This window comes from Enterococcus sp. 3H8_DIV0648 (assembly GCF_002140655.1).
Lineage (GTDB): Bacteria > Bacillota > Bacilli > Lactobacillales > Enterococcaceae > Enterococcus_A > Enterococcus_A hulanensis.
In genome coordinates this window covers 245,729-270,919 of sequence record NZ_NGLG01000001.1, presented here as the reverse complement: position 1 = coordinate 270,919, position 25,191 = coordinate 245,729, and the positions used below count along the sequence as shown (strand labels likewise).

Genomic DNA, 25,191 nt, shown 5'->3' with positions numbered 1-25,191 from the left:
AACTTTATCTAATGAATTAGTAGAATCTCTCAATACCCTGTCTCTTATACACATCTAGATGTGTATAAGAGACAGATATTATCTCCTGAATACAGAGAGAAGGTGGTAACATTATCAAACTCTCCTAAGATTATTTTTGAACTCTCTACTAAAGCCCCAGATAGTGGTCCTCTAGATGTGTATAAGAGACAGCCTTTGAATACCCTAAAAATTCTCTTTAAAACCCGTGCGAATCTTTTACAACTTACACTATGCCTTATTTTCCCTGTCTCTTTAAGCCTCGGTTATTTTTTTCTTAATTCCTTCAAAATCGTTTTCCACGACCTCGTTTCCCGACACCCATATGACCTTCGCGTTTTTCGCCCGTTCTGCATAGAGAGCTTTATTTGTCTTAGGAATAACGATTACATCTGCATTTGGCAGCTCTTCTGACAGATCATCACTGATAAATTCGATCTCCCATTCAGGTACCAGCGCTTCTCTCAACCCGCTTTGAAACTTGATCGGTCTCATTGTCGCATTCATCCCATTCGGCAGTATAACAGTTTGCTGACGATTATTGAACGACCAGATCCACAATACTTTTTTGCTCATTGACCTCAGTCCTTTTTTTATTATTATCCGCTTATAAAATCGTAAAATCAATCAATCTCCAATCACACAGGTTGAAGAATAATTTTTGACTGAAGCGAACCTGTAAAACATTGAGATTAATCTATTAATAAAAAAAGCAGATCTTATCTGATTAGATAAAATCCGCTTTACACTTACACTTCTTCTTTTACAAACAGTCCACGATCTGTCTCTTATACACATCTAGATGTGTATAAGAGACAGATCGATCATTCCATCCAATAGGAAATAGAATTTTTCTTGAACCAATTCTTGTTTTGAGTCTTTAAAGATATCGACTGCTTTTAATCCGTTAGCAGTCGTTACCGACATTTTCATCGTGCTGATATCCTTTGATACTGTGATTTTTAGTTTGAAGCCTTCTTTGCTTTGGGGCGTCGCTTGTAACGGACGGATCAATTGGAAATTGCCTGAACTAGTTTCAGTAAAACCATTATCCCGCAGCGTATACTTTTTAGCTGTCGGCGCTAATTCGTATTGATATTTTGACCCTTTGATTGTCGCTTTCTTTGTAAATGCCATTTACTCACCTCATCATTTTTTCTTTCATTCTTAATTATAAAGATAAGTATCAGCCATTTCAATCTACTTTGTCAGTTCTTGTAAACTAGCGACCAGCTGTTCAGCAAAATAATCCACCTGTTCCATGGTATTACCATAGCCAAAACTTACCCGCAGTGATTCTTTTACTTCCTGCGCATTTTTGCCGTACATAGCTTCTAATACATGAGACGGATCGATTGTCCCTGCTGTACAGGCTGACCCGGTAGAAACTGCGATCCCTCGTAAGTCCAGCTTCATTAATAATAGATCATTGTTTATTCCGGTAAAACGAAGATTCAACACATGGGGCAGCTTGTTTTCAAGATCACCGTTCACATGATAATCAATGCCCGCTTGATTTAGCGTCGTTAAAACTTTATTGGTGAACTGGTCATAGAGTTCGCGGCGCTCTTCCCGTTCGTCCTCCGTTAATAATTCAACAGCTTTTGCCATTGCGCAAATACCGGCTAGATTTTCTGTTCCTGCGCGGCGTTTTTCTTCTTGTTCACCCCCGCGAAGCAATGGGGCAAGCTTTGCTTGGTCACTTTTATATAGGAATCCGACACCTTTTGGACCGTTGATCTTATGTGCTGAAATACTTAGAAAATCAACACCTAACTCATGTGGGCGAATCAATTGATTGCCGTAGGCTTGAACGGCATCCGTATGAAAATAGGCAGGATGATCTTTCAAGCGTTCACCGATTTCCTTGATGGGCATCAAATTACCGATCTCGTTGTTTCCGTACATGATCGAAACTAGAATCGTATCCGGCCGTAAGCTGGCATCAAAATCAGCCAAAGAAATATTTCCTTTGCGATCCACCGGCAAATACGTAACTTCAAAGCCTTGTGACTCTAAATACTTCATTGTATTGATCACGGCGGGATGTTCGATCTGTGTCGTAATCAAATGGCGACCTTCATTTTGACGACCAAAGGCAGTCTCTAAAATCGCTGTGTTGTCTCCTTCAGTACCACCGCTATTGAAGATGATCTCATGATATTTTACCCCAAGACTCTTGCCAATTGTTTCGCGCGCGATTTCTAATATCCCGGCAGCTTGCCGACCAAAAGAATGCACGCTTGATGGATTGCCAAAAGTTTCCGCCATGACTTCTGTCATTGTCGCGATTACTTCTGGATGCATGGGGCTTGTCGCTGCATGATCTAAATAAATATTTTTCACAAATCTTCGAACCTTTCTATAAGAAAGGCTCCGCGAACCTGCTCAACTTTAAAGCAATTAGACATAGATTGTCTATCATTGCCGATAAAGTCAGTTCGTGAAGCCAGACATTACTATTTCTAATACTAACGATTGTTTCTTATTCGAAATCTTTCCGTTCCATTGTAAATAGAGGACTGACAGATTCATCTTGATGGATTCGTTTAACTGCTTCTCCCATCAATTCTGAACAGCTGACAATCGATAATTTTTCTGGATGACGTTCTGGATCAGTCAAGACAGAATCGGTAATACAAATGTCTTTGATATCAGCAGCATCCAAGTTCTTTTTCGCTGGAGGTGATAATAATCCATGTGAAGCACAAGCGACAACTTCTTTGGCACCGGCTTTTTTCAATGTTTTAGAAGCGTTGGAGAAGACTTCTCCCGTGTTCAAAATATCGTCCACCATGATACAGCAGCGTCCTTCAACATCACCGATTACATAACCGGTATCCGGATTGCCTTCTTCAGTAACATCAACGATTGCGATCGCTGTATCCAAATATTCTGCAAGACTGCGAGCTCGTTGGACTCCGCTATTTTTCGGAGAAACCACGACATAATCATCCCCCACCATTCCGCGGCGGCGATAATAATGCGCAAACAACGGCATCGTGAATAAATTGTCGACAGGAATATCAAAGAAACCTTGGACTTGCACGGTGTGTAAATCGAGTGTCAGAACTCTTGTTGCACCTGCATCTGAAAGTAAATTCGCAATTAATTTTGCTGTGATCGGCTCATGCGGTTTAGCTGTACGATCTTGTCTGGCATAACCATAATATGGCAATACGACATTGATGGTCTTCGCACTCGCGCGTTTCAATGCATCGATCATGATCAATAGTTCCAAATAATAATCATTTACCGGCTCATTGGTCGATTGGATTAGATAAACATCAAATCCTCTGACTGTCTCCTCCAAGTTAATAGAGATTTCTCCATCACTGAATTGTTTGACAGTACTTTTTCCTAACGGCACGCCACAGACATCGGCGATTTTTTCAGCCAATGGTCTGTTTCCATTTAGGCTAAAAATTTTAAACTTTTCATTACTTTCTTCTGACATGGTGTCCCTCCAAGTATTTTTGTACCATCAGTTTAACATATTTTTAGTTATTTGATGTAGATTTTACTTTTCGTTTAGAAAGACAAGTAGTCCTCGTTCGGGTTTTGCGGATTATCGATAAAACGAATGCGTGATGTCAGTCATGGTGCATATATTATTTTCTTTGAGAAACTAACGAAATCGTTCCGTTTCCCCATTGCGCGGGTATTACTGCGGCACTCTTGCCCCAATTATCATGAATTTTATAAAATTTTTGTCCGTCTGCAGTTTCCATAAACCCGTGCACGACGACCCAATGATTTTTATAGCTGCTGCCAAACATTTGTAAAAGACCGATCATGACAGGTTCGCCAGCCATGATGCGTTTCGTCACTCGCTGCCAAGATCCTGCCGCGGTACTTCTTGCTCGAAAAGGAATGCGATAGCGTCGGAAAAAATGATTTAAACCCAAAGAAATCTGCAAGGGCACTGTCGGAAAATCAATTGGCTGTAATACAGGCTGCAGCGCATGGATTAATTCTTCATTTTGAGTACTGCCCTTTTCTCTTAAACCGTTTGGAACACAGCGATCATCTAAATGATCCTGCCAATAAGCCAACAACACACTGCTGGCGTATGTTCCGCATAAAAATCCTCGCGGTGTTTTCCACTCGCGGTACGTTTCAAAGTTTTTTAGTTCATTCCATTGATCGATTGGATAATCCATTTTTTCACCACCGAATCTTTTTTATCTATCTACTTAAGGTATAACATATATCCGTTCCACTCGACACTTTAATGTGTTTAGTGTAATACCAAGCGTGCAAATACGAAAAAATCCCAAAAGAAAAAAAGCTGCTTTCCTATGAGTCACACGTTAATTGTTTTATTATAGTATAGATGAAACAATAAATACAAAGGAGTGGTAGTTTTATGGACAAAACAAAAATCAAAGAAGATTTATACGAAGCAGTCAATGGCGAGTGGATCAGAAAAGCCACGATCCCTGCAGATAAACCAGCGACAGGCGGCTTTCAAGATCTGGTAGATGACATTGACGACTTATTGATGGCTGATACGAAAAAAATGAGCGACGATCCCTCACTCATTCCAAATGACTTAATGAAGGAATACCTCGCTTATTTCCAATTAGCCAATGATTACCAAAAACGCGATCAAGATGGCGCGGAACCGATGCTTCCTTTACTAAAACAAGTAGAAGAATTAAAAGATCTTGCCGATCTCGATCAGCAAATAACCAGTTGGGTACTTGATGGGCTGCCTTTGCCTTTCGGTGTCGACGTGGACGCTGACATGAAAAATACTAAAATCAATGCGTTGTTTGCTGGCGCGCCTAGCCTGATCTTGCCGGATAAAACCTATTACGAGCCTGATCATCCGCAAGCACCGCAGCTTTTAGCGATTTTTAAAGAGATGACAATGAAGTTATTCACACTCGCAGGCTACGAAGCGGCTACGGCAGAAAAAATCACGGACGAAGCACTCCAATATGACAAATTGTTAGCTCCTCATGTAAAAAGCGCGGAAGAAAATGCAGACTACAGTAAAATGTATAGTCCCGAAAGCGGTGAAGAATTTATTCAACGCAGTCAGCATTTAGACTTGAAGAAATTATTGGTTGGTTTAATCGGTGAAATTCCCGAGAAAATCATCGTGACCGAACCTGTTTTTTTCAAGCAGCTGGATGAATTAGTGAATCCTGATACCTTCCAGCTAATGAAAAGCTGGATGCTGGTGATGACGATCAACGCATTGACTGCTTATCTCAGTGAGGAGTTTCGTCAAGTCGGCGGCACATACAGCCGTGCGCTTTCTGGAGCACCCGAAGCACGTCCGCAAGAAAAGGCGGCCTTCTACTTAGCCTCTGGGCGTTTCGATCAAATCGTCGGCGACTATTACGGGAAAAAATATTTTGGCGAGCAAGCGAAAAAAGATGTCGAACAAATGGTACGTAGAATGGTCGGTATTTATCAGGACCGTTTGAGCAGCAACACATGGCTCAGTGAGGCTACTCGTGAAAAAGCCATCGTGAAACTAAGTACCTTGGGCATTCACGTTGGTTATCCGGAAAAAATTCCGCCAATCTATACACAATTCAAAGTAACTCCCGCAGAAAACGGCGGGACGCTTTTAAGCAATGCTCTGCATTTTAGTAAATTGAAGCGCAAAGATGAGTACGCCAAATGGAACAAACCAGTCCAACGTGATGAATGGGAAATGAGCGCAGACACAGTGAATGCCTATTACCATCCATTCCGCAATATCATCGTTTTCCCAGCAGCGATCCTGCAAGCACCGTTTTACAGCTTGGAGCAATCCAGCAGTGAAAACTTTGGCGGAATTGGTGCTGTGATCGCTCACGAAATTTCTCACGCTTTTGACAACAATGGTTCACTCTTTGACGAGTATGGAAATTTGAACAACTGGTGGACAGCAGAAGATCAAAAACACTTCCAAGAATTAGCCGATCAAATGATCGCTGAATTCGACGGTTTGGAGATTGCTGGCGGAAAAGTAAACGGAAAACTGACGGTCTCAGAAAATATCGCCGACGCAGGCGGTCTGAGCTGTGCATTAGAGGCAGCGAAGAAAGATAGTGATGTCGACCTTGAAGGCTTCTTTATCAACTGGGCGACGATTTGGCGGATGAAAGCACGACAAGAATACACACAGCTGCTCTTGTCGATTGATGTGCATGCACCCAACAAATTACGGGCCAATGTCCAAGTTAAAAATCTGGAAGACTTCTACCAAACGTTTAATATCCAAACAACAGATGCCATGTACTTGGCACCTGAAAAACGTGTAAGTATTTGGTAAACAAAATCCTTTTCTAAATACAGAAAAAACAAACTGCCTAAAAGACTGTTTCGCTGGTCTTTTAGGCAGTTTTCATCGTTTATTTTATAAGCAAGAGCTTATCGTTTCACTTCCACTCGCTTAACATTCCATAAGGCAACGACTAAGAATAGACAGCTTGAGATCACTAGAATCGCGATTGGCAAGGCAATGCCCGTTTGTCCGCTCATTATTACGATCCCTAACTCTTCTTTGACCATAGTCGCCGCAGATTTATCGGCTGAGGAAAAGACATTCTCTGTCAAAATGCGTCGAATCAAGACAATCCCGCTAGTTAAAGGGAAATATTCTACCACTTTTTGAACACCCTCTGGCAGACTCCCTATCGGAACATAGCAACCCGTTAAGAAACCGATCAGCGGGCCAATCACAGCGGTCACAGTAGAAAAAGTATCGATCCGTCTAAAAAAGCTAGCTACGAAAAACATGAAGGCCGATGAACAAAAGACAGTCAAAATACTTACGACAAATAATAAACCAAATTGCGGTAAAGTTAAGAACTCTCCTTTTGAAAGTACCACGAGATAGATTTCAGCGATAACGATCACAACCAAAGTAATCAACAATGAAATCAAAAAGGTACTAAAGAAATAGCCCAGCATGATTTTACTTTTTGAAATAGGTGAAATCATGAAGTCAGTATAGACGTTGCTTTCTTTATCGCGAATCATCAAACTAACCGAACCAAGTGTGGAACTAGCCGAGGCAATCCCGATAACCCCCGCAAGCATCCAAGCATCAACGACCAATTTAGGATGAGTTAGGACAGATAATGAGCCAACTAAACTTTCCCCTAGTAAGAAAACATACAGAATGATCATAATCGCAGCACCAATAAAGGAACCAATTACCGCTTGCCTGTTTTTGAAAAATAGTGATAACCCTCTATAGACTAAAGCATTCATAATTTTCTCTCCCTTTTTCCATGATTGTTAAAAAGACATCTTCTAGTGTTAGGCAGTGATAACTCTTTTTCAATGCCTCTGGTGCATCATAGGCCATGACCCTTCCCGCATCCAGCATCAAAACATTATCAGAATCCTTGGCTTCTTCCATATAGTGTGTGGTCAGTACGATCGTCATCCGATATTTTTCTTTTAATTGGTGGATCAATCGCCACATGTCTGCTCGCGATCCGATGTCCAAACCAGTTGTTGGCTCATCCAGAAACAACAGTTTTGGTGTATTGAGCAAAGCACGAGCGATATCGACCTTGCGCTTTTCTCCGCCGGAAAGGACACCGTAGCGCTTATTCAGCAAATGACTTCCTTGAACATCAGCTAATTTTTCTTTCGCTAATCGCTTGGCTTCTTTCCAGTTATTGACATAAAAGTAAGCACGAATAAATAAATTTTCTTTGACTGTTAAAGCTGGATCTAAAATACTGTTTTGAAAAACCACAGAGATCATTGACTTGTGCTTGATCGATTGCGTTTCAAGTTTTCTTCCCTCAAGTAAAATTTCGCCAGCATCTGGTTTGGCTAATCCTAGAATTAAAGAAATCAAGGTTGATTTTCCGGCACCATTTGGTCCTAGGATTGAAAATAGTTCCCCCTCATGGATCGAAAATGAAATAGCTTTTAAGACTTCTTGATTATTGTACTGTTTAGCTAGGTTTGAGATTGTTACGAGTTCATTCATGTTGTTTACCCCTTTTCCTGATTCATCTTTAATCCAGTTCAGCTCGCTGTTTTTTCCATTTGCGAACCTTGGTCCGAAATGATTTAAATGGTGCGACGGTGTTGATGTGGACCCATTTCCAGACAGGCCAGTTGGAAGAAGTCGATTGAGCCCATTTTCGACCGCCGGGCTTGAACAGCACGTCATCATCTAAACTAGCAAGCCACTGACTATTCTCAGCGACAGCATTCTTGAATAAGGTGGTCATTTCAGCTAGGCTCTTGTCTTGATAATCCGCATAGAATTGTTCATGCAAGGGGCCTAGCTGATTCCACTTGATTCCCGGAGCAGGCATTTCCACTGTTTCGCCATTTCCTTCAGTATTCTCCCAATGTTGGATCAGCGCCAACCAGCCTAGCTGATACGCAAGATTTTCAAATGGCGTCCGTTCTCCTTCAGCTAAACGTACATCCTTATCTTCTTCACTGATGTCCTCGTATTCTTTGATGAACAAATTTGCTCTTTTTTCTATTTCTGTAATAAATGCTTCTTTGCTTACGTATTCTTGCATGGTTTACACGCTCCTTTGTTTGTTTTAGCTATCTGCTACACTCATAATTTAACAGTTCTAAAAGGGTGTTTTAGCAACTTGTCATGTTTGCTTAGGTTTCTCGTTATGATTGAATGACGTTTTGTACAAAACAAAGAACCCTGACAGAAAAACTGTCAGGGTTCTAGTTAGTTACTATGCTTTTGGTTTCTTTGAATCGATGGCGTATTGACGGCGTCCGCCTGGTTTTGGTACCAGATCGCCGATCATATTGCCGAAGCCGCCTTCTACACGTAATTCGTGACCGTTCGTGTAGTCTGAACGTTTGCTTGCAAGATATAATACCGCGTTAGCAATATCCTGCACTTCACCGATACGACGGTTGGCAGTCATTCTTCTACGGCCTTCTTCAACTTCTGCATCTTCATAGAATTTTGTTGATAATGGTGTTTTAACAAAACATGGTAATACGCAGTTGCTGCGTACGCCATATTGTCCCCATTCACCAGCGATCATTTTAGACAACATATTCACGCCGGCTTTACTTGGGCTGTAAGCACCTGAATAAGTTTCCGGTGCGATTGAAGCTATTGTAGAAATGTGAACCATCCGGCCTGATTGCTGCTCGATCATCACTCGGCCGATACGTTGTGAAACTAAGAAGTAGCCAGTCAAGTTTACATCGATTGTTCGTTTCCATTCATCTAATGCTAAATCTTCTAATGGGCTGAAAGTTAGGATCGCTGCTGTTTGCACCAATACGTCGATGCGACCAAAGTCTTCCTTCACTGTTTTCGCTAAAGCATCTACTTGTTCTTCAACTGTTGAATTACACGCATAGCCCTTCGCTTTAATTCCAAACTTATTCGCTAATTCTTTGGCATAGCTTTCAGTTGCTTCTTCATTTAAATCGACTAAAGCTAAGTTGGCTTTTTGCTCTGCGAAGTCATTTGCGATTTTGCGTCCCATTCCACCTAAAGCTCCCGTGATTACTACCACGTCATCTGCTAAATCTAACCATGTATTTTCCATTATTTCCGCTCCTTAAAGGTTTTCTTTCTTTAAATATACTGAATCCGTTCAGTGGATACTAATTCTTTTTTTCAATCAATCTATAGCCCTGTTCAATCAATCACTAATAGTTGTTTTGCCAGCTCTTGACTATAATCAGGAGCCACAGGAAAAAGCAAAACAACATTCAAAAGAATTGGCGAAAAACTAAGATCCAACAGCTCTTGAACAAAGCTTGTCGCAGCAATCTCACTTAGCGAATGCAAGCGTGCTTGCTTTTTAAAAGGTCCTATTTGATAGGTCAGCTGCTTTTGAATCGTAAACAATTTCTGCTGATTTTCTAAGTAATGATACAGCTCATGAGCTAATAAGATTTCATCTACTCGTTGATCCTTCAAAAACTCCTGCTCTTTCAAAAATTCGTCCGCTTCGTCTAATAAACTTTGATTGATGCGAATCCGATTCGGCAATTGAAATTCTGCCAAGACAAAACGAAAATTTTCCGCTTTCAGCTCTTCCGTAAAATAATCGATCTCGATCGCTTCTTGCCGACAATATTCCCACAAATCTGCCGCTGAAAAATTTCTTGCGGCATTCCTTCCGCATTCAATCGCTTGATAAATCAACTCTGAGCGCTGGTCGTCGGGAATTTTCTTAAACAAATGATCCTGCGATAGTAAATACTCAGCATATTTCTCATCGCTCTGATCTAATAAAGCGTTAAAATCCATCGCCAGCACTCCTTTTCATTTTTTAGACTGATCCTAAATATATCGATTTGCTGCAATGATGATGATCTCATCCGTTCCTATAATTTCGCTCATCTCAATCTCCATCAGCATCGTTAATTGAGAGAAGTCTGTACTGGAAAAGTCCAATAACCGCGGACCAACACAGAAATAGTAATCTGGTCTGATAATCAAATCACTTTGATAATTTGCCATACTTTCCCACAACTGATTGACGACTTCAAAGTAGCTTTGGATCGTGGTCTTGACGACTTCGGCATGCTCCCGCTGAACGCGGATAAAGCCTTTCTTATCAATTACACGGATCGCATTGCCTTTTTTCGTATTGGAGCCGTAAATATTGAACTGCTCCGTTGAATCCAACAGCTTGACCTGTTCAGCCGGCAAACGAAAATCTTGGATCGCGATTTCTCGTGCTTCGGCTTCTGTAGCAGCACTTTGAAGTTCGGTTGCTTGCGCAGCTGTAGATCCCGAAGCCCGGGCCGTAATTTTTTGTGTCTGAGGATCAATTTCGATGTGGACCTCGACGCTGTCTTCGGTCGCACCGCTTTCGATCGCCATATCCGTTACTTCCTGCTTGATCGCCTGAATATCTTGTTTCGTTGGGCTTGGCACGATACGCTCAACTACGTCTTGAACTGCGGCCAAGGCGACACCGATAGAAGAAATAACTTCCGCATTATCGGGGATCTTATAATTTAATTCCATCTGCTCAGCCGCAAATTTGATCAACGAGGCCACCCCGCCGCCGACACCGACTAGCGTCATTTGATTCTTTTCTAATTGATATTTTTTCGCCAACGAACGAATCACTGGGATGATTTTTTCAACTGCTTTGGCTAGAATCTGGCGTGCCACTTCTTCAACGGAGGTATTCAAATACTCTGCTAAAGGTGCCATCGCTTTTCTCGCCGAAGCGACATTTCCATAAGAAAAATCTTCCTCAGTGACATATCCTAAAACATTGGCCGCACATGAATTGGTGATTGTGATTCGTTTGCCGCTAGCTAATTTGATCGCGACATAATCAGCCGGATCGCCTTCTTTTGGTGAGAACAGCTCCAGCTGCGGCTCCACGATTTCTTCTTCAGGAGTATAAACAGCATATTCAAGCCCTGCGATGTGAGCACTGCGGGGACCGACATCCTTCACTCCGCTTTTGCTCACGCGGATCATACTGCCGCCGGCCACTCCTAATACTCGTACATCCAGTGAATTAACGTATGTCTTATGTCCTGAGATTTCCGAATAATCAATGACCGGCCGACCATTTTTGATCACACCGAGATTGGTCGAAGTGCCGCCGACTTCGAAATAGATCCCATTCGAAGTACGTAAATACATCAAGGCACCCATCACACTCGCAGCCGGCCCTGACAGCATCGTCAAAACAGGGCGTTTCTTCATTTCAACAACATCCATCAAACCGCCGTCGCCTCGCATGATCATCAGAGGCACATCCACACCAGAAGAACGGACACTCTCTTCCGTGGAATTCGCTGTCTCCAGCATTTTCGGCAGAATCGAGGCATTGATCGTCGCTGTCCGCGTTCGCCGAGACAAGCCGTAAAGCTTCGTCATTTCTGATGCTAATGTTACTGGGATATTCTTTTTGCGACCAACTGCCGCAATCTTTTCTTCTAAGCATAAATTATCGACACCAAAGGCAGCCGAGGCTACCAGTACGTCAATTTCTTCTGCTAATAGTTCATCGATAACCTTTTCGATTTCTTCTTCTGTCAAATTTTTCTGAGAAATGAAACGAGAGACTACATGGATACTGCGTCCCGTTCCCAGATCGATATCCTTCAAATTGGTTTGAGGGCGAGCCAACCAGCCCTCAATTCCTGCCTTGGCTGTGCTGATGATCCCTATTTTGGCAACATCACCTTCCAATAAGGCATTCGTCGCCTGTGTTGTACTATGAGCGACAAAGACGACTTCCTCGGGTGCAATATCAAACTCCGCCAAACATTTTAAGAAGGAATTGACCACACCTTCAGCCACACCTTGTTCGCTGTCATGGGTTGTTTTTACCGATGATTTACCGATAATTTCTTGGGTATCGTTGTCGATCGCTACCGCTTTTGTATGGGTACCGCCGACATCGATCCCGATCCGAACACGTCGTTTCATGTTGAGACCTGCCTTTCTTAAGTTCTATAGCGGATTGTTGAGGAAAAAGTTCGCGATTTCCAGAATCAATGCCACCGTTGTTCCCGGAATCAGCGCCACCTTCATATAATCGACTGCATTGATCCGATTGAAGCCCAATCCCCAAGCATTCCAAGAGATCGTAATGTCAAAATGAGCCATGCCGATCAGTACGGATGCAAACAAAGGGTATAAGAAGGTTGTCGGAAAATTCGTCGTCTGACTGACCACTGCCAGCAGTGCCGCACCTGAACCAATCAACGAAAGCGGTCCTTTGAACCACGTTAACGGTGCCAAGATCCCAAAAGCGATACATAAAATCAACGGAGAAGAAGGAATCCAGCCGCCGATAATTTCTTGAAAATAAGGAGCTGCGTAAACTGCAGCGTCATTGAACATCGCCAAAGTAATCCAAAAGGCGATCAGCGCCGACATATCTTTAACTCCTTCGGTAAAGATGCGCGAGATCGTTCGACAGATTTCGCGGAAGTTCCCTGTCAATCCGCCGCAAACACCTAGCCCATATAAGCTTGCTAAAATAAAACACAGTATCACAGGCAGCTTAAACACGATCACTCCTACCACCGGTAAAAATGGTGTGATTAATGAGATTCCTGGTGCATCCACCACTTCACTCTGCTTGACCGCTGCCCAAGAATACGTGAGATTTTCCATTTTTAAATAAATCATTGACGCAAGTGAAACTACTGTGATCATTACTGCGAACGCCAAAATCCCAAACGGGAAGTAATCGTTATACGTATATTCTTGTCCGCCATTTGAATTTAAAAAGAAGGCTGAGTATTGTCCGAAGTTGATCGGATTCAAGAAAATCCCCGCCGCAACTGATCCAGTAAAGGAGAAGAAACCAACGACTTTCGGAATACCGATCGAAAACAGAATCGGTAAAACAATGACTGCGATAGCGATTACCGATCCGCCGCCGGTCATTGAGGTAAAGATAAAGCCGCTGATCAAATTCACGATCGCTAAAATCACCGCGGGATTATCTCCCCCCAGCTCGACACTTTTTCGAATGATCGTAGCCGCAATCCCAGTGTCTAACAGGATTCGCCCAAAGAAGGCTCCCAAGAAAATATTCATGACCGATGCACCATATTTTTCCGGTGCTGTTTGATACACTTGACGCAGCATATCGTGGATCGTCAATCCATCAAATGCCGCATTCGGCGACAGTAGATTGCCAATGATTGGCAAAAATGTCCAAATCGTCGCCATGATGAAAAAGCCGATCATCAAGTTATGACCTTTGATACAATAGATGACCATCCCCGCAAAGGAACAGATCAGTAATAGTCCAATTACAATATCCATGAGGACCTCCTAAATTACCTAGCGTCCAACACTGGACACAAATTAATACGGATGATAAGCAAAAAGGATTTCCCTTCAACTTTTTGCAGCTCATCTAAAAAATAGGTAGAAATATTCTAAAATCGACTAGTGATTACTTAAAAACGTTTAACTAAAAGCTATCCAGTGTTCGTACACTAAGCGAATAAGGAGGTGACTAGTGATAGTCCTACCTCCTTTTTTGTTTTCGCAATTAATCTCGCATTTTTTCAAAAGCGCTATAGCCGAATACTTTTTTATGTTGACCTAATAGATACACCATCATAACTGTTGCCGTAAGTGCAGCGACTAAAAGCAAGCCCATCATAATGTAAATCGCTTGTTTTTCACCGACTGATTTGGTCATCGCCGAAACGATGAACGGTAAGAAGGTACTGGCAAAGCCCATGAATGTATAATAGATCCCTGTATTTCTTCCTTTAGGTCCTGGACAGAATAACTGACGCAAGCCCAATCCTGTTTGCAAAGCACCGCCTGACGCGAAAAAGCCTAGAGCCGCGATACTTGCATAAATGACTGCTGGATGACGAATGATCAATACACTCGCTAATGCCAATGCGGTAAAGACTGAATCAATCACTAAAACCTTCAATGGATTCCAACGTAATTTACCCATCAGAATTGCCCAGAAAACTACCGCGATGATTCCGCCAAAGGTATAGATCGACGTTAATCCGGCTGCTTGCAACTCAGTAAGACCGGCATTGCTTAATCCGAAAGCTTTGGTATATTGCTGAGCGCCATACATAATAAACATACATAAGAAGGCATAGAACATAGTGATGAAGTTAACCAACACATTTGGTTTCACTAACATTTTTGCTTTAGCTGCTTCGATTTCCTGTTTGATGGCATCTGAGTGATTCCCATCTGAAGCCTCTTGATCATTACTGCCCTTCATCATATCGTCGTAGGCGAATGGAGAAAATGCCGCTAAAACTAAACAACCAACAGACAAAACTAACGGAATAATGACATTCAATTGAGGAGAACCCATTTCAGTGAAATTAACCACCATCAATGGATAAACGATCCCTGCTAATGAAACGAACAATTTAATTCCCAATAGAGCTGAACCAGCATATTTTGGTGCTGCTTCTTGAACCGCTGGATATAGTGACGCATCCCAGAAACCAGATGTTGCCACACCAGCCATAAAGGCACAGACCGAAGCGATCATCATGCTCGGGCTAAGTAATAATCCGGCAAAACAAATGATGTAGAGGATCGATCCGCCGATCGCCATTTTCTTCCGGCCGATCTTATCCGAAACTTCTCCGCCGATCCAAACAGAAACGAATTTACCAAAACCGGTTGCCGTAATCGCTAGAGAAACTGCTGCTGCTCCGGCTGTTGCATCTGTATAGCCCCATTTTTCATAAAAGTAAGGCATATTTTGACTAAGAATAAGTGCTTGCATCCCATGTGTAAAATAGCACAAGTATGTCGTTACCAACGACATGATATATTTTTTCGATCTCATCTCTAGGCTCCCTTAAAAATATTTTTTAACACTAAAACAGTTTACTAACGTCCTTTGCTGAAGGGCTGCCCCTCATTTGTATTCCGTACACTCCGCAGAGTGCACGGAAAAAGAAGGATTTATGGTCTGACCGGTAATTCCTGATCAGTAAAAATCTTGAACGCCGCTTTACCTTGCCCTAGCAGCATTCCTTCACCAGTCACTGTTTTACAGCCTGTTGCTGTTGCATCATTGATCAATTGTGTTTTCGGCGGATTGTAGATCGCGTCGGCTACAACTAATTTTTCATGAAGCATGCTTGTATCACTGATCGGTGTCTTAGTAGAACCTACACCCATACCAACAGTTGTTCCATTTACTAAAACATCCGCTTCAGCAATTTTTTGTTTCAATAATTCAGCGTCACCTAAATCATGGATCGCAACAGCTAAATCAGGATAGAATTTTTTGATGCGTGCGACAGTTTCTTCGCCTTTAGCAAAGAAATCATCTTTGATATTGAAGATATCGATAGCTGCCGCTTCTTCGATCGCTAATTGAACTTGGATCGCAGTTGCCGCACCGCCCGTTCCTAACACGACAAATTTCTTTCCTTTAGGTTCCACATCATGAGCCTTCAAGTTATCGACAAAACCGATACCGTCTGTAATGTGACCCGTTAATTTTCCATCTTTGTTTTGGAAGGTATTGATCGCACCGACCATTTGGGCCGCTGGTGATAATTCGTCCATGTATTTCGCCGCTTCACCTTTACAAGGCATTGTTACGTTGCCTCCAGGCATGTTGAATGTGCGAACAGATTGGAATGCATTTGCTACTTCTTCGATTTGTACGTCGAACGCTAGATATACGGCATCGATGCCTAATTGTTCAAAGCCATAATTGTACATCGCAGGTGACCCTGAATGTCCGACTGGACTGCCGATCAACCCGTATAATTGTGTTTTACCTGATACGCCTTCTAACATTTTTTTATCCACCTTTTTTTAGTCTTCTAATAGTTCCGGCCAAGCTTGTTTGATTACATCGATACTTGTGTCATAGTTCATTTGCGCTGCTTTTTCATAACCTAGGCTTAAAATTGGATCAGAGATAACTTCTGTTCCGACTACGCGAGGTTTGATTCCATGCTCTTTGATTGCTTTCAAGAAGCCAACTGTATCTCCCCAGCCAGTTCCTGGGCAAAGACGATCATGCATTGATTCGTCACGTAAAATTGTGTCTGGGTAGCGGCGTTCCAACACGTCACAGATTTGAACAGAAACAACTTTTTCTGCTGGTACACCTTTCAAATCTTCTGCTAACGTTTCAGCACGTGCCCAATGCCATGTATCTAAGATCAACATACCGTTGTCGCAGCCTGCTTTATCAACGATATTCCATGCACTTGCTAAATCTGGTACACCGCTGTAAGGCATGAATTCTAAACCAATTACTAATTCTTTTGCTCGTGCACATAATTCTTTGAAGGCTTGGATATGAACTTCCGCTGGATATTTTTCCATCAAGCCGCAGTTGATATGACCTACGCCGAATAAACGAGCCATGTGATAAACTGTTTGTTCTTTGAATTGTTGTAACAGTGTTTCTGGTGTTTCTTGGGTTTTATTTGGATCAGCCCACAAGGTGATGTATTCAACTTCTGTTACCTTCATGTCGTTTTCTGCTAAGATTTCTAACATGCGTTCATCAGAATAGCCTTGTTTGATTGCCAGCATATATGTTTCAGCACGTAAGCCAATGCCGTCAAAGCCTGCTGCCTTCGCAATTTTTACACGTTCTTCAAAATCAATTTCCATTCCTAATGTATAAGAGCTGATTGTTAATGGTACCTTTTTCATTTGTTCTCCTCCTAATTTGTACTGATCCAATCTTTTTTGTCGTCATTAATCTGAGTTTTCACTTAATCCAAAATCATCTGACATCTTAAAATCGTATTTAAATTTCTGAAAGTTATTTCTTTCACATGAAGAGCTGCAGTCTCTTAATGTATGAAAGGATTTTTTGATGCGAAAACCGTAGCTTTAATAATGTATCGGCTTTCACAATCAAATCTTGCCTTCATTTTAACGTGGGACTTTTCAAAATTCTAATTGGTTTTTCTCGAATAACCTATAGGTAAAACATATAGGTTTTGCTATAATCATTTAAAAGGTCATATAAATAGGAGCGTGCCCATGAACTTACAACATTTGAAATACTTTGATGTATTAGCCAAAGAGCAGCACTATACCCGATCTAGTAAAATATTGAATGTCACACAGCCAAGCTTGAGCAATGCCATCGCCTCACTTGAGGATGAACTGGGCATCACCTTATTCGAAAAAAAAGGCCGGAATGTCGTATTGACCAAACCGGGCATGATTTTTCAAGACTATGTTTCACGAACATTGGGGACATTAGATGATGGGATCGAGACGGTCACCAAGATCAGCAAAGGCAGCGGCTTTATCAGTTTCGCCTTTTTACCAGTTTTAGGAACGACCTTTGTGCCAAAATTAGTGCGGGAGTTTCGCGACGCCAACTTAGATAAAGAGATTATTTTTGATTTTCACACCTCTTCTGGAGTAACCAAAGAGATCGTGGACGGAATCAAAAATATGCACTACGATATCGGCATCGCCTCTTATTTGCCGGATGAACCTAGTGTTGAATTCTTACCGATCGCCAGCCAAGAGTTAGTTGTGATCGCACCGCTGGATCACCCATTGGCACAGTTTGATGATATTTATTTAGAGCAGACTCAGCCCTATGAGCAGATCGGCTTCAGCAAAAGCAGCGGCCTGCGCAATGTCATCGATGAAGTCTTCCAGAAAAATAATTGCAGCTACAATATTGTTTATGAAGTCACCGTGGATCAGGTCATCGCCGGACTAGTCAGTCAAGGCTTTGGTATCGCGGTAGTACCTAATATGTATATCTTGAAGCATTTGCCGCTAAAGACAATTCACTTGAAAAATGTGCTGATGGATCGTTCCTTCTATTTAGTTACGAATAAAGAAGCCTATCTCACACCGGCAGTCATCAACTTCAAAGAGTTTGTTTTAGCACATTCCGATCCAAAAGAAATCGTTTATTAAACATAGCTAGCAAAAACTATAACTTAAAGGGGGGTGAAGTCGGTGACGATAAAACAGTTTGTCGTTCTGATTATTCCACCGCTGCTTACCTTTGTTTTTTTCTTGATAAGGCAGCCGCGTACCAAAAAGCAGAAAATTTATCAAACGGCCAAAGAAAAAGGTTGGTATGTTCCAGCCAAAGCTGTGAAATGGCACCACTCTACCAAAAATACGGATGATCTGAGTGATTATTCCAAGATTTTTGTGACGTACGAGTATGCGATCAACGGCCGTAAAAAGACAAAGAAATTCGTGTATCGTGATAATGGCGGAGGGGATTTCCCGACACAGTTAAATGTTTACTATTTAAAGAATGATCCAAATAAAGCAGTGTTTGAGAATGATGTTGAAGATTCAAATTTTACCCAAACTTATACAGGGTACAAAAAAGGTTGCGGTTGGGGCATAGTTGTCTTCATTGTTTGGGGTATCTTAGTATTTAACGTGTTGAATATTTAAAAAGAAGAAGCAGAACGATTTTAGCGTCCTGCTTCTTCTTTTTATCAGTTACGAGCTTTATTTTTTTTTCGAATAATTGAATGTTTGACTTCTGACATACAATCCTCTCCCAGAATTTCTTGGAAACGACGAACACCATCCTTCTCAAAAATCGTCAGCTTCGTCAAAATTTCTAATAAAATATACATTTCATGGCCTGACTTGCTGATGTCCGCGTGCTTGAAGGTTACCATATGCTTCTTGCCATTCTCGTCCGCAAAAAGGGCTTTAAATAAAAAATCAAAGTTCTCTTTATCAGCAAATGCTTCGGCTCTTTGTTTTTCTGAATAATTCCTTGTTGCATGGCTTAATATCTCATCGAACTTATCATAGGTCGGTGCTGCAGCCGCCCGTATATACTTGGTCTCTGGTCGAATCACTCGCGTCCATTCAGAAAATTCTGATCGCGTTTTAAACAGTCGTGCTCGGACGATCTCCCATTCACTATAGTCAAAAAAGTCGTAGAAATATAAACAAAAGTCGCGCTTCTTATCGTTCGGTTCACCTTCTAAAAATATCTTGCGAATCAGATCCTTGCAGATGAAGGAATAATCATCCATCACCATCGCATTCCTCATTAGAAGCGCCATCCCATATTCGATCACGACGTCTTCGTTCTTTGTTTCATTATAATATTGAAGAATTCTTTTTTCTAAAGAATCCCGATTCATTTGAAGCAGCTGTCTCTCCTGCAAAACTTGCATGTTCCTTTTCCCCTCTTCCTAAAAAATCGTACTTTGGTGCTTCTTCATCCCCTAAAAAGTATCTGCTATTATCGTTTTACAATCAGCAGGCACTACCTGAGTAAATCTTCGCACACCATCTTTTTCAAAAATGGTCAGCTTCGTTAAGATCCTTAATAGTGTAAAAAGCTTTTTGTTTGGCATATCTACATCCACATTTCTAAATCTTTGCTTATGCTTCTTTCCCAGTTCATCCTTAAAAACTGTTTCGAAGTAATCCTCGGAACTCTCTGTCGTTTCCGCTGTAGGAGCAGATTCCGCTCGTACATATTTTGTTTCCGGACGAATCGCCCGGGTGTGTTCAGAAAATGCCGCTCGATTCTTGAATAACCGATCTCTTACCTGTTCCCATTCTTCGTACTCAAAGAAATCGTAGAAATACAAACAATAATCCCGCAGCTTATCACTAGGTTCATTTGTTAAAAAGATTTCCTTGATCAAATCCTTACAAACAAATGAATAATCATCTATCGTAATCCCATTAAATACTAGAACGGCTAGACTGTACTCCAATACTGTATCTGTATCATGGGTCTCTAAATAGTAGAGATTGATCCTCTTCTCAAGATTTTCTCGTTTCATTCGAAACAACTGTCTTTCATCCAACGGTTTAACAGCCATAAATTGACCTCTCTTCTTTATAATTTATATAGTTCTATAATACCTCTAAAATGCCCCCAAAATTACCCAACTTTATTCGTAAAAATAAAGTTTTTACTATTTTCGCGGGAATGGAATGAAAAGATTGTTTCCTCTTTCATTCTGTGCTAGTATTTTTTCGGGGACTTCCCCAAAAATAAATCAGAGTAGGAAATAAAGCGTCAAGTGCTGGAGGGATGGGATGTTGTCCTCTGGACGAAAGACTTTGGTCTGCGGTTTTATTTTCGCATTCGCTGCATGAAGATGTAGCAGCTCTATAAGGAGATGCTAGAAATGAAGAAACACCTCGATGCTAGAAGCATCACAACGATGGCGCTATTAATCGCCATGATGGTCACTTTGTCTCGGCTTTTGGGAATCGAGACACAATTTCTCAAGGTCAGCTTTACCTTTATCCCAGAGATTATTATGGGAATGCTGTTCGGTCCATTCTGGACAGGAATCGGCTCGGTGATCGCTGATTTTATAGGAATGTCGCTTTTCGCGAAGGCACCCTTTTTCATCGGTTTTACCATCAATGCCTTTCTAGAAGGAGCCATTTACGGTTACTTCTTCTATAAGAAAGAAATTACTTGGAAAAACGCGATTCAATCGGTGTTAGTAACAACAATCTTGATCAATTTAATCTTGACTCCGCTATGGCTGGCGATGATGTATCATGTGCCATTGAATAGCTGGGTGATCTGGGCACCACGTTTGATCAAAACCGTGATTTGGATTCCAATCCAAGCAGCCATCACCTACTTCCTAGGCGGCGTATTACCATATAAACAATGGATCGCTCGTTTCAATCGGGCACATTAATTTTTGAGAATTCATTACATTTGTTTGAAAGTAGTTATTTCTTTCACACTGTATACCCTCTTAGAGACCGTCTTATCCCATAGGCGGTCTCTTTTTTTATCAGCCGCGCTTTCACAGTTAATTATAGTAAGAGCGGCTTTCTATGATGGATAAAGTATTCGCGTTCAATCAGTCTAGTGTGATGATATGCGTACGAGAACAAAAAAATTCCTTTTTTAATGAACTAGCTGTGTTATTTTTCTCAAGCATAAAAATCGCTATTGGCGATGGAAAGCGCTAAACTGGGGAAAATTTAATACGAAAGCTGGGAGAAAAATGAAAAACTCAGATGTCTTGATCGTCCCTAAGGACCGTTCACTTTACTTTTTCCCTGCCATCTCAGAGATGAGTGTTTGTTCAGGAAAAGAGTTACTTGCAGCAAGCAACGAGTATTTACGCCACTATTTGAAAAACTTTCAATTGATTATATTCTTAGATTTCGGGTTTGAACCAGAAATGGCCGCTCGAATTCGACCATTCACAAAAGCCAAAATCGTTCTATTTTTCTGGAATCACTTCAAATTAGAGCACTACCGCAAATTAAATGCCGCCCAAAAAGAAGCAGCTATCGATGAAATTTATCACTTCGATCCGTTAGAGGCTCGGGATTTAGGACTAAAGCACAACAGTTCCTTTTACACGCGATCTGTTGGCGAACCTCTGCATGAGACAGATTACGATATTTTCTTTGGCGCCAATGACAATGGCCGCAAGCAGCAAGCGTTGGATTTAAAGGATCGCTTTGAATCACTGGGGCTATCGACGTTTTATCATATCCTGCCAAAGCGTGGGAACGAACAGGAAGGCTACCTGCCTTATGGGGACTATCTGCAACTAGTCAAACGCAGTAAAGGAATCTTAGAAATATTGCGCGCTGGTCAATATGGTGTGACCCTTCGAACCTTTGAGTCGCTGTTCTTACAAAAGAAACTGGTCACAGCAAATGAAATGCTGCCCTTTTATCGCCTTTATGATCCAAGAAATGTTTTTATGCTTAAACCTGACTTGAGTCAATTAACAGCCTTCTTGAATATCCCCTATCAGCCAGCCGATCAAGAAATGCTCGATTTCTTTGAAGCTAAGAATTGGGTCAAGCGTTTCATAGATTACGATCCAAAGCTTTTCGCGGAATACGAGTATTATCCAGAGTTAATGGAGCATGAGAGTGCATTGTAGATTAACTAAAGAAAAGCACAACTTTCAGTTACGAAAGTTGTGCTTCTTTTGGTTTAAAACTATTTGATAAGGAAAGAATTTTTCTATTTTATTTTCTAATTACAAAGCTTGAACCTTGATAATCAAACATACAGATTTCTTCCTTAAATATCAGCAATAGAAATGGAAGAAATTTCACCAGAAATGTTTCCCTGATGAGATCTCTTCCAAGCTTTTAATCCTCCTTTAGAATCGTCCATCCACCATTCGTATTCTCCTTCGCTTCCTTTTCAGCATTTGCTGCTTTGTTGTAAACTTCGGTCATGTCTTCTACAAAATCACAGGCAATTAGCTTTTCAATCCAGTGAGTTTTGTCAAACAGGGGCATATACTTAAACATATTGATCCTCCAAATATAGGATTCTAAGGTTTCAAACATGGTGTTTTGGATGTCTAACAGCTGCTGCTCACCTGCTTCAATCACTTTCGCTAACTCCTGAAGCTCAGATGACGAATTACATTGAGCTAGTTGCTGTAGATAGATGGTCTTGGTTTCATCCGTTGTATATTTTAATGATTCGATTTTTGATTGAACCTCTTTTGGCGACAAAGTAGCTCCCCCCTCTTTCATTTCTCTTAAAAAATAAACACTGAGGCAAAGCCCCAGTGCTTAAATGCTAAACCGCATATTTTTTCTTCAATAATGCAGCGCCAGAAATGGTGATCAAGCCTAACCCCATCAATACTGCTGCCAAGTTTTCTGCATCACCTGTTTGCGGTAATTGACCCTTCGTTACTGGAAGAACCTTCTTGTATTCTTTGATATAAATATTCTTTTGTTGAACAGTCGTTGCTTGAACGGTTGATGTTTGAGCCAGCACATTCTGACTAGTGAATGATAGAAGAGCATAGGCATCTTCATAGCCTTGTTGGTAGCTGCTGCTCATTCCTACATAATTGGCTTTCAATTTGCCTGTTCTAGCATCGTTGCCGCCAGCACGCAATCCTGCCAAATAGTCTTCTGCCTCTTTCAAAGCTGTTTCCTTCTTAGCAAGATCCGCTTTTGCTGCAGCAATTTTTTCTGCAGTATCAGCTTTCACCGCTTCAAGATTTTTCTGTGCGTCGGCAACCGCCGCTTCTAAACCTTTAACTGATTTTTCCGCATCGTCCAACGCTTTTTGTGCTTTAGCTGTCGCATCTACTTGTGCTTGCAGATCAGCCTTAGCTTCTTTAATCGTTTCTGATGCAAAATCGATAATCGGCTGCTGTTGGTTCAATACTGTGTTGTACTCTTTTTCTTTGACCTCACGATCAATATTGGCTACTTGGTAAGCTTTCTCTGCATCACTAACCTCTGCAAAGCTTTTCGCGATCGCATCTTTTGCTTCTTGAATGATTTTTTGCTGTTCAGCAGTTACATCGTTCATACTTGCTTCTGCATCCTTCATAGCAGCATGTTTCTTTTCCTGATCTAAGTTCGCTGACTGAATCTTATTTTCCGCGTCAGCGATTAAGGAAGCTTTATTATTCATCATCTCATTAGCGGCAGCTATTTTTTCATCTGCAGCCTTTTTCGTCACCTCGTTTTGAACCACACTGTCTTGATAAGCTATTTCAGCAGCTTGGATTTCCGCAAGACCTGCATCGGCTGTTGCTTGAGCAGCTGTATAGGCAGCTGATGCTTGAGCTGTCTCAGAAGCCAGCGTAGTCTTTTTATTTTGAACAGACTGTAAGACAGATTTCCTGCTATCTAATTCAGCCTGCGCTGAAGCATAACTTGTATCAGTAGGTTTCATTGTTGCTAATAGAGCCTCTTGTTCTGAAACCATTCCCTGGAAGATTTTAATCTCTTCATTTAATGTCGGGAGTTCATCAGCTTCTGCTTTTGCTACTAGTTCATAAAGATTTTTTGCCTTACTGGCGGCTTCAGTTAGAGCAGGATAATCAGATGTTGCTTCCCCAAGTCTTTCTTGTGCTGCATGCATTGCATTTTGAGATGCTATTTCTTCATTTGTTGCTTCTATAATTACATTGGGTTGATTATTGATTTCGTTTAACGTTGCTTCTAAAGCAAGCTTAGCATCTTGAATTGTTGTTTCTGACTGATTGAAGGCTTCCTTAGCTTCCTGATAGACAGCTTCCTCCTGTTTGATTTTCGCTTCGGATTCTTTAATGATCGCCTGCTGCTTCGTTTGCTCAACTTCATAAGCTGCAATCTTTTCATCAACTGTCGCTTTGGCTTTTTCAGCAGCTTCTTTGGCTGCCAAATATGGTTCTTCTTTTTCTTTGATCGCCTTTTCCGCAGAAGCGATCTCAGCTTCCGCCATTGCCACTCTATCGTCATGTCGAGTTTGGGCTTTGGCTAATTTTTCCTGCTCGCTCTTCAACGTTTCTGTTGCAGCAGCCACTTTAGCTTCTGCTGCTTTTAAAGCCGCTTGCTGATCAGCAAGATTTTTCTCGGCTCCTGCAATTTCCTTTTTAACCGCTTCTTCTAATTTAGCCAAAGTATCAGTAGCGACTTGTAATTCTTGCTTCGCCTTTTCAACAGCTGAGATCGCTGCCTGCTCCAATGCCTGATACTTAACCTCATCGAAACTTTGTTGAACCGTTTGTGTGGTAGTAGTCGTTTGCTCTACTTGCTCCCCACGCGCTTGTAGCGGAGCCGCCACAACAACAGAACCCAGTGTTGCTGAAGCTACCAATGATTGAACCAAAACCTTTTTCTTCACTTTTAATCTCTCCTTTTTGATATTTCGCGTAGTGGTGTCGTACTCTAATTAGTAAACTTCTATGCCTTTTCCCCACTCCTTTCGAAACCCTGCACTACCGAAAAAGATCACTTTCCTTTACTTTTTAATACATTCACCTACTGTTTTTTTGTTAATTCCAACAAAGACC

24 protein-coding genes and 1 riboswitch are annotated in these 25,191 nt (G+C 41.5%); of the genes, 5 read left to right on the top strand and 19 right to left on the bottom strand.

The annotated features are described in order from the left end of the window. Nucleotides 1-273: 273 nt before the first annotated feature. The 5 genes from A5875_RS01240 to A5875_RS01220 all read right to left on the bottom strand — a co-directional run bounded on the left by A5875_RS01240 (nucleotide 274) and on the right by A5875_RS01220 (nucleotide 4,181). A complete protein-coding gene (locus tag A5875_RS01240) occupies nucleotides 274-594 on the bottom strand; it encodes a hypothetical protein (RefSeq protein WP_088931924.1) in 321 nt (106 codons plus the stop codon). A 222-nt stretch (nucleotides 595-816) separates the two neighbouring features. Continuing rightward, the gene (locus A5875_RS01235; protein ID WP_088931923.1) at nucleotides 817-1,155 is read right to left on the bottom strand and encodes a DUF1831 domain-containing protein; all 339 of its coding nucleotides are present in this window, start codon (nucleotides 1,153-1,155) and stop codon (nucleotides 817-819) included. A gap of 63 nt (nucleotides 1,156-1,218) precedes the next feature. After that, nucleotides 1,219-2,364 carry a cysteine desulfurase family protein gene (locus tag A5875_RS01230; protein WP_088931922.1) on the bottom strand — a complete coding sequence of 382 codons (1,146 nt, stop codon included), beginning with the start codon at nucleotides 2,362-2,364 and terminating at the stop codon, nucleotides 1,219-1,221. 139 nt (nucleotides 2,365-2,503) lie between these two features. Then, nucleotides 2,504-3,475 carry a ribose-phosphate diphosphokinase gene (locus A5875_RS01225; protein ID WP_088931921.1) on the bottom strand — a complete coding sequence of 324 codons (972 nt, stop codon included), beginning with the start codon at nucleotides 3,473-3,475 and terminating at the stop codon, nucleotides 2,504-2,506. Nucleotides 3,476-3,629: 154 nt separating this feature from the next. Next, the gene (locus A5875_RS01220) at nucleotides 3,630-4,181 is read right to left on the bottom strand and encodes a hypothetical protein (protein ID WP_088931920.1); all 552 of its coding nucleotides are present in this window, start codon (nucleotides 4,179-4,181) and stop codon (nucleotides 3,630-3,632) included. A gap of 206 nt (nucleotides 4,182-4,387) precedes the next feature. Here A5875_RS01220 and A5875_RS01215 point away from each other — a divergent pair, with 206 nt between their 5' ends. Continuing rightward, nucleotides 4,388-6,295, top strand: a complete 1,908-nt coding sequence (locus A5875_RS01215; protein ID WP_088931919.1) for a M13 family metallopeptidase — start codon at nucleotides 4,388-4,390, stop codon at nucleotides 6,293-6,295. Nucleotides 6,296-6,393: 98 nt separating this feature from the next. Here the strand turns inward: A5875_RS01215 and A5875_RS01210 are convergent, their stop codons facing one another. The 10 genes from A5875_RS01210 to A5875_RS01165 all read right to left on the bottom strand — a co-directional run bounded on the left by A5875_RS01210 (nucleotide 6,394) and on the right by A5875_RS01165 (nucleotide 17,116). Further along, a complete protein-coding gene (locus A5875_RS01210) occupies nucleotides 6,394-7,239 on the bottom strand; it encodes an ABC transporter permease (protein ID WP_088931918.1) in 846 nt (281 codons plus the stop codon). Then, entirely contained in the window at nucleotides 7,220-7,975 is a 756-nt protein-coding gene (locus A5875_RS01205; RefSeq protein WP_088931917.1) for an ABC transporter ATP-binding protein, read from the bottom strand. The genes A5875_RS01210 and A5875_RS01205 overlap by 20 nt, the downstream gene beginning before the upstream one ends. Before the next feature lie 28 nt (nucleotides 7,976-8,003). Next, nucleotides 8,004-8,525 (bottom strand): ClbS/DfsB family four-helix bundle protein, encoded by a 522-nt coding sequence (locus tag A5875_RS01200; protein ID WP_088931916.1) that lies wholly within the window; start codon nucleotides 8,523-8,525, stop codon nucleotides 8,004-8,006. 174 nt (nucleotides 8,526-8,699) lie between these two features. Beyond that, entirely contained in the window at nucleotides 8,700-9,536 is an 837-nt protein-coding gene (locus A5875_RS01195) for an SDR family NAD(P)-dependent oxidoreductase (RefSeq protein WP_088931915.1), read from the bottom strand. A 92-nt stretch (nucleotides 9,537-9,628) separates the two neighbouring features. Beyond that, the gene (locus A5875_RS01190; protein ID WP_088931914.1) at nucleotides 9,629-10,246 is read right to left on the bottom strand and encodes a hypothetical protein; all 618 of its coding nucleotides are present in this window, start codon (nucleotides 10,244-10,246) and stop codon (nucleotides 9,629-9,631) included. A 33-nt stretch (nucleotides 10,247-10,279) separates the two neighbouring features. Beyond that, nucleotides 10,280-12,400, bottom strand: coding sequence for a hydantoinase/oxoprolinase family protein (locus tag A5875_RS01185; RefSeq protein ID WP_088931913.1), 2,121 nt, complete (start codon nucleotides 12,398-12,400; stop codon nucleotides 10,280-10,282). 24 nt (nucleotides 12,401-12,424) lie between these two features. Then, nucleotides 12,425-13,753, bottom strand: a complete 1,329-nt coding sequence (locus A5875_RS01180; protein ID WP_088931912.1) for a citrate transporter — start codon at nucleotides 13,751-13,753, stop codon at nucleotides 12,425-12,427. Between the two features lie 232 nt (nucleotides 13,754-13,985). After that, nucleotides 13,986-15,275 carry an MFS transporter gene (locus A5875_RS01175; RefSeq protein WP_088931911.1) on the bottom strand — a complete coding sequence of 430 codons (1,290 nt, stop codon included), beginning with the start codon at nucleotides 15,273-15,275 and terminating at the stop codon, nucleotides 13,986-13,988. 119 nt (nucleotides 15,276-15,394) lie between these two features. Beyond that, the gene (locus A5875_RS01170) at nucleotides 15,395-16,243 is read right to left on the bottom strand and encodes a shikimate dehydrogenase (protein WP_088931910.1); all 849 of its coding nucleotides are present in this window, start codon (nucleotides 16,241-16,243) and stop codon (nucleotides 15,395-15,397) included. An 18-nt stretch (nucleotides 16,244-16,261) separates the two neighbouring features. Further along, the gene (locus tag A5875_RS01165; RefSeq protein ID WP_088931909.1) at nucleotides 16,262-17,116 is read right to left on the bottom strand and encodes a sugar phosphate isomerase/epimerase family protein; all 855 of its coding nucleotides are present in this window, start codon (nucleotides 17,114-17,116) and stop codon (nucleotides 16,262-16,264) included. A gap of 336 nt (nucleotides 17,117-17,452) precedes the next feature. Here A5875_RS01165 and A5875_RS01160 point away from each other — a divergent pair, with 336 nt between their 5' ends. Together A5875_RS01160 and A5875_RS01155 are read left to right on the top strand one after the other, a co-directional pair. After that, nucleotides 17,453-18,355: a LysR family transcriptional regulator gene (locus tag A5875_RS01160; RefSeq protein WP_088931908.1), complete on the top strand. Its 903-nt coding sequence runs from the start codon at nucleotides 17,453-17,455 to the stop codon at nucleotides 18,353-18,355. A 42-nt stretch (nucleotides 18,356-18,397) separates the two neighbouring features. Beyond that, nucleotides 18,398-18,853: a hypothetical protein gene (locus A5875_RS01155; RefSeq protein ID WP_088931907.1), complete on the top strand. Its 456-nt coding sequence runs from the start codon at nucleotides 18,398-18,400 to the stop codon at nucleotides 18,851-18,853. Between the two features lie 44 nt (nucleotides 18,854-18,897). On the opposite strand, the gene A5875_RS01150 is transcribed toward A5875_RS01155, so the two are convergent. Continuing rightward, nucleotides 18,898-19,596, bottom strand: a complete 699-nt coding sequence (locus A5875_RS01150) for a hypothetical protein (protein ID WP_088931906.1) — start codon at nucleotides 19,594-19,596, stop codon at nucleotides 18,898-18,900. Nucleotides 19,597-19,647: 51 nt separating this feature from the next. Further along, a complete protein-coding gene (locus A5875_RS01145; protein WP_088931905.1) occupies nucleotides 19,648-20,256 on the bottom strand; it encodes a hypothetical protein in 609 nt (202 codons plus the stop codon). Between the two features lie 179 nt (nucleotides 20,257-20,435). Beyond that, nucleotides 20,436-20,533: riboswitch (THF riboswitch) on the top strand. 35 nt (nucleotides 20,534-20,568) lie between these two features. On the opposite strand from A5875_RS01145, the gene A5875_RS01140 reads away from it, so the two are divergent. Continuing rightward, complete coding sequence (locus A5875_RS01140) at nucleotides 20,569-21,099, top strand: folate family ECF transporter S component (RefSeq protein ID WP_088931904.1); 531 nt, start codon at nucleotides 20,569-20,571, stop codon at nucleotides 21,097-21,099. Between the two features lie 315 nt (nucleotides 21,100-21,414). Further along, nucleotides 21,415-22,314 carry an oligosaccharide biosynthesis protein Alg14 gene (locus A5875_RS01135; protein WP_088931903.1) on the top strand — a complete coding sequence of 300 codons (900 nt, stop codon included), beginning with the start codon at nucleotides 21,415-21,417 and terminating at the stop codon, nucleotides 22,312-22,314. 214 nt (nucleotides 22,315-22,528) lie between these two features. Here A5875_RS01135 and A5875_RS01130 read toward each other — a convergent pair whose 3' ends face one another. Further along, nucleotides 22,529-22,903, bottom strand: coding sequence for a hypothetical protein (locus A5875_RS01130; RefSeq protein ID WP_088931902.1), 375 nt, complete (start codon nucleotides 22,901-22,903; stop codon nucleotides 22,529-22,531). Nucleotides 22,904-22,970: 67 nt separating this feature from the next. Continuing rightward, on the bottom strand, nucleotides 22,971-25,022 hold the full coding sequence (locus A5875_RS01125) for an LPXTG cell wall anchor domain-containing protein (RefSeq protein ID WP_088931901.1): 2,052 nt from the start codon (nucleotides 25,020-25,022) through the stop codon (nucleotides 22,971-22,973). Between the last annotated feature and the right edge of the window lie 169 nt (nucleotides 25,023-25,191).

Coding starts and splice junctions, on each gene's coding strand:
- A5875_RS01145 (WP_088931905.1), bottom strand. CDS start 20,256: ATGGCTGTTAAACCGTTGGATGAAAGACAGTTGTTTCGAATGAAACGA.
- A5875_RS01205 (WP_088931917.1), bottom strand. CDS start 7,975: ATGAATGAACTCGTAACAATCTCAAACCTAGCTAAACAGTACAATAAT.
- A5875_RS01235 (WP_088931923.1), bottom strand. CDS start 1,155: ATGGCATTTACAAAGAAAGCGACAATCAAAGGGTCAAAATATCAATAC.
- A5875_RS01165 (WP_088931909.1), bottom strand. CDS start 17,116: ATGAAAAAGGTACCATTAACAATCAGCTCTTATACATTAGGAATGGAA.
- A5875_RS01215 (WP_088931919.1), top strand. CDS start 4,388: ATGGACAAAACAAAAATCAAAGAAGATTTATACGAAGCAGTCAATGGC.
- A5875_RS01190 (WP_088931914.1), bottom strand. CDS start 10,246: ATGGATTTTAACGCTTTATTAGATCAGAGCGATGAGAAATATGCTGAG.
- A5875_RS01160 (WP_088931908.1), top strand. CDS start 17,453: ATGAACTTACAACATTTGAAATACTTTGATGTATTAGCCAAAGAGCAG.
- A5875_RS01170 (WP_088931910.1), bottom strand. CDS start 16,243: ATGTTAGAAGGCGTATCAGGTAAAACACAATTATACGGGTTGATCGGC.
- A5875_RS01225 (WP_088931921.1), bottom strand. CDS start 3,475: ATGTCAGAAGAAAGTAATGAAAAGTTTAAAATTTTTAGCCTAAATGGA.
- A5875_RS01200 (WP_088931916.1), bottom strand. CDS start 8,525: ATGCAAGAATACGTAAGCAAAGAAGCATTTATTACAGAAATAGAAAAA.
- A5875_RS01185 (WP_088931913.1), bottom strand. CDS start 12,400: ATGAAACGACGTGTTCGGATCGGGATCGATGTCGGCGGTACCCATACA.
- A5875_RS01175 (WP_088931911.1), bottom strand. CDS start 15,275: ATGAGATCGAAAAAATATATCATGTCGTTGGTAACGACATACTTGTGC.
- A5875_RS01140 (WP_088931904.1), top strand. CDS start 20,569: ATGAAGAAACACCTCGATGCTAGAAGCATCACAACGATGGCGCTATTA.
- A5875_RS01220 (WP_088931920.1), bottom strand. CDS start 4,181: ATGGATTATCCAATCGATCAATGGAATGAACTAAAAAACTTTGAAACG.
- A5875_RS01135 (WP_088931903.1), top strand. CDS start 21,415: ATGAAAAACTCAGATGTCTTGATCGTCCCTAAGGACCGTTCACTTTAC.
- A5875_RS01240 (WP_088931924.1), bottom strand. CDS start 594: ATGAGCAAAAAAGTATTGTGGATCTGGTCGTTCAATAATCGTCAGCAA.
- A5875_RS01195 (WP_088931915.1), bottom strand. CDS start 9,536: ATGGAAAATACATGGTTAGATTTAGCAGATGACGTGGTAGTAATCACG.
- A5875_RS01210 (WP_088931918.1), bottom strand. CDS start 7,239: ATGAATGCTTTAGTCTATAGAGGGTTATCACTATTTTTCAAAAACAGG.
- A5875_RS01180 (WP_088931912.1), bottom strand. CDS start 13,753: ATGGATATTGTAATTGGACTATTACTGATCTGTTCCTTTGCGGGGATG.
- A5875_RS01150 (WP_088931906.1), bottom strand. CDS start 19,596: ATGCAAGTTTTGCAGGAGAGACAGCTGCTTCAAATGAATCGGGATTCT.